Source organism: Lysinibacillus sp. A1, assembly GCF_000801965.1.
Lineage (GTDB): Bacteria > Bacillota > Bacilli > Bacillales_A > Planococcaceae > Lysinibacillus > Lysinibacillus fusiformis.
In genome coordinates, this window is sequence record NZ_JSZM01000038.1 from 23,535 (window position 1) to 30,234 (window position 6,700).

Sequence of the window (6,700 nt, forward strand, 5' to 3'; positions counted from 1 at the left end):
TAAAATGCATGAATGTTTAAAAGCTTCTCAAATAATTAGTGGAGGATGGTTATGTCAAATATGAATACAAATCGTAAAGATGCTAAAGCAAATGAAACGAGAAGTGCAAGCATAACAAACCAACCTCGACAAAAGCTCCAGGAAGAGTTTGGTTCTGAATTTGAACTTGATACATCTTCAGCACAGATTAATAATTTTGCTGAAACTAAAGGGAAAACAGGTATCAAACAACCAGTCAGTGAGCGTACTGCGTGGCACTAGTTTATATTTGACAACTATTCAACACAACGAGAAGAACTAGGGTAGACACCTTAGTTCTTCACTTATAGCCTGGGAAATATTGTGTTATTTAATATACTTTCCATACATATTTTCTGAGCATTTCATAATACTACATTTGAACAATGAAAACTTTTTAAGGAAGGGAAGAAAGTAGATTGGCAAAACACTCAGATACAAGTTGGAAACAGGATCATCCAAGTACATTATTTAGTAACTCGGTGCAAAAGGCGGATCGTATGTTAAAGCATGCGAAATCACACCCTGAGGAAATAGCTATCGAGCATGCCTTTGATCAAATCAAGCATGCAGAAAATGCACGTCTCAATGCAGAGCAATATGGTGAGCATTTGGATACAGTGCAGCAAAATAAAGAGTATCTAGAGCAAATCAAGCAGCAGCTACATGAAATGAAAGAAAATATGTCTGGACAGTAACAAACAAAAACGGCTTATGTCCAAGTGGATGGACTTAAGCCGTTCAAACTTTTTCTTAACACCAAACGATAATCTCATATGGGGTAGTTTGGGCAGGTATACTTCTAGTAGTAGGACCATATATAACAATCAGGTTTCGATTAGCAGGGCTTTTGGTAAAAGGTTGCCCATTTTTAAGTGACATAACGGTTGAAGGGGACAGGTTTAATTGTAATTGCCCATCGCTACTCACCAATTGTTGATTAAAAAAATCTACCTTTACGTTTTGGAAGTTACTTTCTTTTACTACAATTAATGCACGATATTGTGGTGGATAAATCATAGGTACAGGTGCATCCCCATCATAATACCCAGTGACCCATTCACCAGCCGTAACCACTTCTTGATTCACAAAATAAGTAGAAGGAGAAATGACAAAGTTGACGACTCCGCCTACACCATCTTCCACACTCATCATTTTATAACATCCATCCCTGTCTCCATTTTGCCCCATTGGAAAATCACTAATTTGTGTAATGACGCCACGAAAAGATTTAAAATTTACCATAGCCATTCCCTTCTAAAATCATTCTTGTTCCTTCATTTAATTTATGTAGCATTGCAGACTAAGGTGACAGACATAAATAGGTATTACTATTTTGTATGATCCTCATCTATACTTAAATATGTTTACTATAAAGTTAGAGGAGTGGAATCTATTGAAGTGGATTTCTAAACATAAGAAAGTCTTTTTAGCAGTAGTAGTTGTGGTAATGATCATTGCGGGTATACTCGATATCAAATATGAAGGATTATTCTATCAATTATTGCCAACATCCATGCAAAGTTTTTTATCTGATCTATTTTAATAGTGGCTCCATATCAAAATCCTTCAAGAAATACAGTCTCGAAGGATTTTATTTAATACATTCGTTATTTATAGGAAGTCGCAGCAATCATTCAAAAGCAATTGTCAGGGGATTCCTTGGTTTTATAAAGGAAATACATAATAAAGAGGGGAAATGGATGACGTTGGAAAATTGGAGAAAAGCACTCGAAACATTTTTGAAAGATTGGCAGGGTAGAGATGAAGTAGTTGGCGCGTTAGGTGTGGGAGTTACGTTACAGGACATCCTTCCGAACGATCTGATATAGATGTACATATTATTTTATCAAATGATGTGAAATGGCGAGAAAGAGGTAATCAAATAGTTGATGGCTTTTTGATTGAATATTTTGCTAATCCACCAGGTCAAATTCGGCGATATTTCCAAGATGATTTTAATAAACATAGGACAATGTCCATGGTACAATTTCAAACAGGGTAAATTTTATTTGATTATACTGGAATAATAAATGAATTAAAATAAGAGGCATATGCATGGCAAGAGAAAAATTATGAAACCATTAATAAAACGGTTCTAGAATTAAAAAAATATAGATTGTGGGATATGTTAGATAATACAAAAGACTGTTATGAGCAAAAGCGAGGAGACTTTATCTTTGTTTATCATCATGCATTAGCGACTTTGTTTATGAAGTATGGACAGTTTTTAAATGTGAATACGATTCCTACTTATCAAATCTATGCTTATCTTGTAGATCCTATCTACCTGCAAAAGTATATGAAGTCAGCCTTTCCTGATGAGCACTTTAAACAAATGTTTCTGCATGCAATGAAAGAGAGCAATACTGAACCATTGGAGGCATTGGTTAGTTATGTGTTAAAACAAATGGGTGGTTTTTGTATAGATGGCTGGCATGTAAAAAGCCCAATAGAAGGTTAATCTGCCTCATTCTGATATGAGACGCGTGTCAATTTTTATGTTACTATACAAATATAATAATAAAAGAGAATATATTTTTTATGAAAATGTCAACCATTTTTAGGCCCATTATTCCATAAAACTTAAAATATCCTAGTTTTGTGTCTAATAAAAAATGAGTTTTTTGCTTGAATTATGATGATAAAGGCTCGAAAAAAGCTGATAACTCTCATATAAATAGTTGATATTTTATTCTTGAACTAATTGTGATAAACTGCAATAAGGTAATAATTGATACAGAAATGGTGTGCTCCGAGGTTGCTCCATGGCTTACAGTACTTCTAAAGCAGGAGTGCTTACATCCTTTCTGCAAATCTTAACATATAAGGAAGGTAAAAATGAGTAACAGACAAATAAAATCAGATGTTATCTTAATTGGTGCCGGAATCATGAGTGCAACTTTGGGAACAATACTCAAAGAATTAGCACCAGATTGGAAAATTACAGTGTTTGAGAAGCTTGAGAAAGCAGGCGAAGAAAGTTCTCACGAATTGAACAATGCGGGGACTGGACATGCTGCACTATGTGAGCTGAACTACACTTCAGAGAAAAAAGACGGATCAATCGATATCAAAAAAGCGATTAATGTTAATGAACAGTTCCAGGTTTCAAGACAATTTTGGTCTTATCTTGTAAACAATAAGCTGATCAATAATCCACAAGACTTCATTATGCCTTTACCACATATGAGTTTAGTGCAAGGGAAAGAAAATGTTGAGTTTCTTAAAAAACGTCATGAGACAATGATCCAAAATCCTTTATTTGAAGGAATGGAATTTTCAAATGACCCTGAAACACTAAAAAAATGGATTCCACTTATTATGGAAGATCGTCCTGATGGTGAAGACATTGCTGCAACAAAAATTGACACGGGTACAGATGTTAACTTTGGTGCTTTAACACGTATGTTAATTGACCACTTAAAAGCAAATGACGTGGATGTTAACTACAATCATAGTGTTGAAAGTTTAAAACAAGCTAGTGATGGTTCATGGGAAGTACGAGTGCATGATTTAGACGGCTGTAAAATGGAATATCATTCAGCAAAATTTGTCTTCCTTGGAGCTGGTGGAGGAAGCCTAGAATTACTACAAAAATCAGGTATTCCTGAAGGTAAACATATTGGTGGATTCCCAATTAGCGGTTTATTCCTAGCATGTAATAACCAAGAAGTATCTGAACAGCATCATGCAAAAGTATACGGAAAAGCAAAAGTGGGTGCTCCACCAATGTCAGTTCCGCATCTAGATACACGTTATATTGATAATAAGAAGTCGTTACTATTTGGACCATTTGCAGGTTTCTCACCGAAATTCTTAAAAACAGGTTCAAACATGGATTTATTTGCCTCTGTAAAACCGCATAATATTACAACTTTATTAGCGGCAGGCGTTAAAGAAATGGGATTAACAAAATATCTAATCCAACAACTTATGCTTTCAAAAGAGCAACGTATGGAAGAATTACGTGAATTCATTCCAAATGCAAAGAGTGATGATTGGGATATTATCGTAGCGGGTCAACGTGTACAAGTTATTAAAGACACTGAAGCAGGCGGTAAAGGAACACTTCAATTTGGTACAGAGGTTGTAAGTGCAGGCGATGGATCAATTGCAGCTTTACTTGGAGCTTCACCAGGTGCTTCTACAGCTGTACATGTAATGCTAGAAGTTATTAATAAATGTTTCCCTCAACATATTAAAGAGTGGGAAGCAAAAATTAAAGAAATGATTCCTTCTTACGGTTTATCATTAGCAGAACACCCAGAGCTTCTGAAAGAAATTAATGCAACAACAGATGAAGCACTTCGTTTGAAATAAAAATCAATTATATAGATGTTTAAAAAGCTCTTAATCCATTTGCGATTAGGAGCTTTTTTATGGTCCTCTTTTCCTGGGAAATTTTTAATATAAATTTTATTGATTGGTATTAAATTGTAAGTAAGTATTATGCCCCGTTGTTTAATAGGATGTTATTTTCTATACTTTTTATAAACATAGGGAGGGAGCCAAGCATTAGATGATTAAATTAAAAGATATTGGAACATTTCAGGAAATGCCCGAAATTGCCATGCATATTTATACTAGTGATATAGCTGCATTACAAGTTGCAAAAGTGAATGGCTGGGATATTGAGGAAGATATTGTTTTAAGTAAGCACATATCATTAAGTCCCTTAGATCTAGCATTGATTGCTCAAAAGTTAGATGTTGTAAAGCTATTAATCGACTATCATGTTAATTTGAATGTTGATCAAAATCCTTCTTTTTTAAGAGCTGTTCGATATTGTAAGGAAAATATAATCCGCTATATCGTTTCACATGGGGCAAAATTAGATGGACATAATCGCGTTGGATCTGGTGCCTATTCGCAGGCATACTATGGTAATAAAAAAAATATCCCGCTCATTCATGAACTTGGGCTTGATATAAAACAATATGGTGGGGCAGTATTACGTCAGGCTGTATCAAATTATGACAAAAATATGGTTACCTATTTACTTGATCAAGGGGTAGATATTAATTATCAAAAGCCTGATATGGTTTATCCGTATGAGCCTACACCATTAACGATTGCGACACGTATGGGTCATATAGCTATGGTGAGGTATTTAGTAGAGCGGGGGGCAGATATTTCATTAACAGAGAAGGATGGAGAAAGAGCGTACAACATTGCAGTAAGTATAAAAAATATAGAGATAGCTCAATATTTGAAGGCTTTAGAACCTGCTGAGCTTCATCATATAGAAAATAAAAAAAATGAATTAAAAAAATATAAATTACCGAGTGAGCTGCTCAATTTTCTGACAGGTGATCAACTACAGCTTAAGCTTGCAGTCAATAATTATGATATTCAATACATCGATTTTTTCAAACTGACGGAAACAATTGAGATGAAGGTTGACGGTCAAAAACTGCTCCGTATTTCAGCTACTATCGATCAGTACTCTGATTTGCAATTAGTATGGAACCCAAAGGGACAGGTAGGTTGTTACGATTTGGAGCATGAGGTATATGCAGATTTAAGTAGTTTTTCAGATTTCCGTGCTAGGCCGGAAATGTATCTCATGCAATTTCTTGAAGGGGAACTCTCATAAGACAGTAAAATTTTAGTCGTGCGTTTCCTATTTCATGCTAGGTGGTCAGGTCATAAAAAAATAAGGTAGTAGAAGAGCGTTAAGGTGTTGTTCCTTTAACGCTCTTCCATTTTAATTTTTGATCTTCGAGAAGCAAAAAGCTATAGAATGTTTGACATACCTTGCACAAAAGAACAGCAGTATGGCTACTAGCAATGCTAGAGGGATGCTTAATATAATAGGTAATTCTACACCATACCAAACGTTCATCTTAATTTGATGAAATCCAAATGTTCTTAAAAAGCCAGCTAATAGGGAAAGAATACCACTTAACAATAAGCCAGCGTACAATACGGATAATACAACTAGTGCTAATGAGCCCAAAAAAACTTGTAGCCATTTTAGCAATATCACTCTTTTTCCCTCCGTATAATGTGCTCCACCTTTGCGTTGGAAGCAATCGTATAGTCATCTGAATAGTACAGTGTTTCGATATGACAATTTTCTCCAACTGTTACAACTTCACCTTCCACTATTTTTGCCTTGGTATAGGCTAGTTTCAAGTGTTTGCCTCTAATAGTATGGCAACTTAATGTTTTCTTCAAAAATGAAAGTAGTGTGACCCTATCCTTTTCCACCAAAATATGTTCCGCGGATAACAGGTGAATTTCACTCTCTCCTGACAATTTTAAGTGAAAATGCTCAGCTATTATTTCTGCAGCTTTTACAATTCCAATAGCATCGAGCTTCTCGCACTGTAATTTCTCTTCAGCTACCAATTTTCCAGAGCTATTAATCTTTTGAATATGACCACTACGTATTTTTATGTTACCCGCATTCATTAGCTCTTCCATTTCGCAATAATCCTTTAAAGTACAAGAGCCTGTACTAGTAAAGGATTGGACGATAACAGGGAAATAAAAGGAACTATGGCCATGAGTAGATACCTTTTTTAGACGGATTTCTTGTTGGATGGCTACAGCTCCTCGGATATTTAATTGCTCGTAATCAGCATCCAGATTTTTAATACGACCATTTGTTAGTGTAAGGGTACGAAGGTTTTGAAACATAAAAAGTCACCTCATTATAATTTAATTAATATAT

Annotated in this window: 9 protein-coding genes; 6 read left to right on the top strand and 3 right to left on the bottom strand. The window is 35.1% G+C overall.

The genetic code is table 11. From position 1 onward, the window contains the following. Window positions 1–51: 51 nt before the first annotated feature. Together PI85_RS21460 and PI85_RS21465 are read left to right on the top strand one after the other, a co-directional pair. Complete coding sequence (locus PI85_RS21460) at window positions 52–261, top strand: hypothetical protein (protein WP_036121806.1); 210 nt, start codon at window positions 52–54, stop codon at window positions 259–261. A gap of 176 nt (window positions 262–437) precedes the next feature. Beyond that, window positions 438–716, top strand: coding sequence for a hypothetical protein (locus tag PI85_RS21465; protein WP_025115736.1), 279 nt, complete (start codon window positions 438–440; stop codon window positions 714–716). A gap of 55 nt (window positions 717–771) precedes the next feature. On the opposite strand, the gene PI85_RS21470 is transcribed toward PI85_RS21465, so the two are convergent. Continuing rightward, window positions 772–1,263: a hypothetical protein gene (locus tag PI85_RS21470; RefSeq protein ID WP_036121803.1), complete on the bottom strand. Its 492-nt coding sequence runs from the start codon at window positions 1,261–1,263 to the stop codon at window positions 772–774. A gap of 151 nt (window positions 1,264–1,414) precedes the next feature. Between PI85_RS21470 and PI85_RS21475 the strand changes: the two genes are divergently transcribed. From PI85_RS21475 to PI85_RS21490, 4 genes are all read left to right on the top strand, one after another. Continuing rightward, the gene (locus PI85_RS21475) at window positions 1,415–1,564 is read left to right on the top strand and encodes a hypothetical protein (RefSeq protein WP_225316072.1); all 150 of its coding nucleotides are present in this window, start codon (window positions 1,415–1,417) and stop codon (window positions 1,562–1,564) included. Between the two features lie 582 nt (window positions 1,565–2,146). After that, entirely contained in the window at window positions 2,147–2,482 is a 336-nt protein-coding gene (locus tag PI85_RS24955; RefSeq protein ID WP_225316073.1) for a hypothetical protein, read from the top strand. A 377-nt stretch (window positions 2,483–2,859) separates the two neighbouring features. Continuing rightward, window positions 2,860–4,341, top strand: coding sequence for a malate dehydrogenase (quinone) (gene mqo / locus PI85_RS21485; RefSeq protein WP_036121800.1), 1,482 nt, complete (start codon window positions 2,860–2,862; stop codon window positions 4,339–4,341). Between the two features lie 199 nt (window positions 4,342–4,540). After that, on the top strand, window positions 4,541–5,617 hold the full coding sequence (locus PI85_RS21490; RefSeq protein WP_036121797.1) for an ankyrin repeat domain-containing protein: 1,077 nt from the start codon (window positions 4,541–4,543) through the stop codon (window positions 5,615–5,617). 111 nt (window positions 5,618–5,728) lie between these two features. On the opposite strand, the gene PI85_RS21495 is transcribed toward PI85_RS21490, so the two are convergent. Together PI85_RS21495 and PI85_RS21500 are read right to left on the bottom strand one after the other, a co-directional pair. Continuing rightward, the gene (locus tag PI85_RS21495) at window positions 5,729–6,010 is read right to left on the bottom strand and encodes a hypothetical protein (RefSeq protein WP_036121794.1); all 282 of its coding nucleotides are present in this window, start codon (window positions 6,008–6,010) and stop codon (window positions 5,729–5,731) included. After that, window positions 6,007–6,666 (bottom strand): hypothetical protein, encoded by a 660-nt coding sequence (locus PI85_RS21500; protein ID WP_036121791.1) that lies wholly within the window; start codon window positions 6,664–6,666, stop codon window positions 6,007–6,009. The genes PI85_RS21495 and PI85_RS21500 overlap by 4 nt, the downstream gene beginning before the upstream one ends. Window positions 6,667–6,700: the final 34 nt, after the last annotated feature.

What these genes read in the sequence shown, in the direction of transcription:
- PI85_RS21470 (WP_036121803.1), bottom strand. Translation starts at nt 1,263, where the DNA reads ATGGTAAATTTTAAATCTTTTCGTGGCGTCATTACACAAATTAGTGAT.
- mqo (WP_036121800.1), top strand. Translation starts at nt 2,860, where the DNA reads ATGAGTAACAGACAAATAAAATCAGATGTTATCTTAATTGGTGCCGGA.
- PI85_RS21460 (WP_036121806.1), top strand. Translation starts at nt 52, where the DNA reads ATGTCAAATATGAATACAAATCGTAAAGATGCTAAAGCAAATGAAACG.
- PI85_RS24955 (WP_225316073.1), top strand. Translation starts at nt 2,147, where the DNA reads ATGTTAGATAATACAAAAGACTGTTATGAGCAAAAGCGAGGAGACTTT.
- PI85_RS21500 (WP_036121791.1), bottom strand. Translation starts at nt 6,666, where the DNA reads ATGTTTCAAAACCTTCGTACCCTTACACTAACAAATGGTCGTATTAAA.
- PI85_RS21490 (WP_036121797.1), top strand. Translation starts at nt 4,541, where the DNA reads ATGATTAAATTAAAAGATATTGGAACATTTCAGGAAATGCCCGAAATT.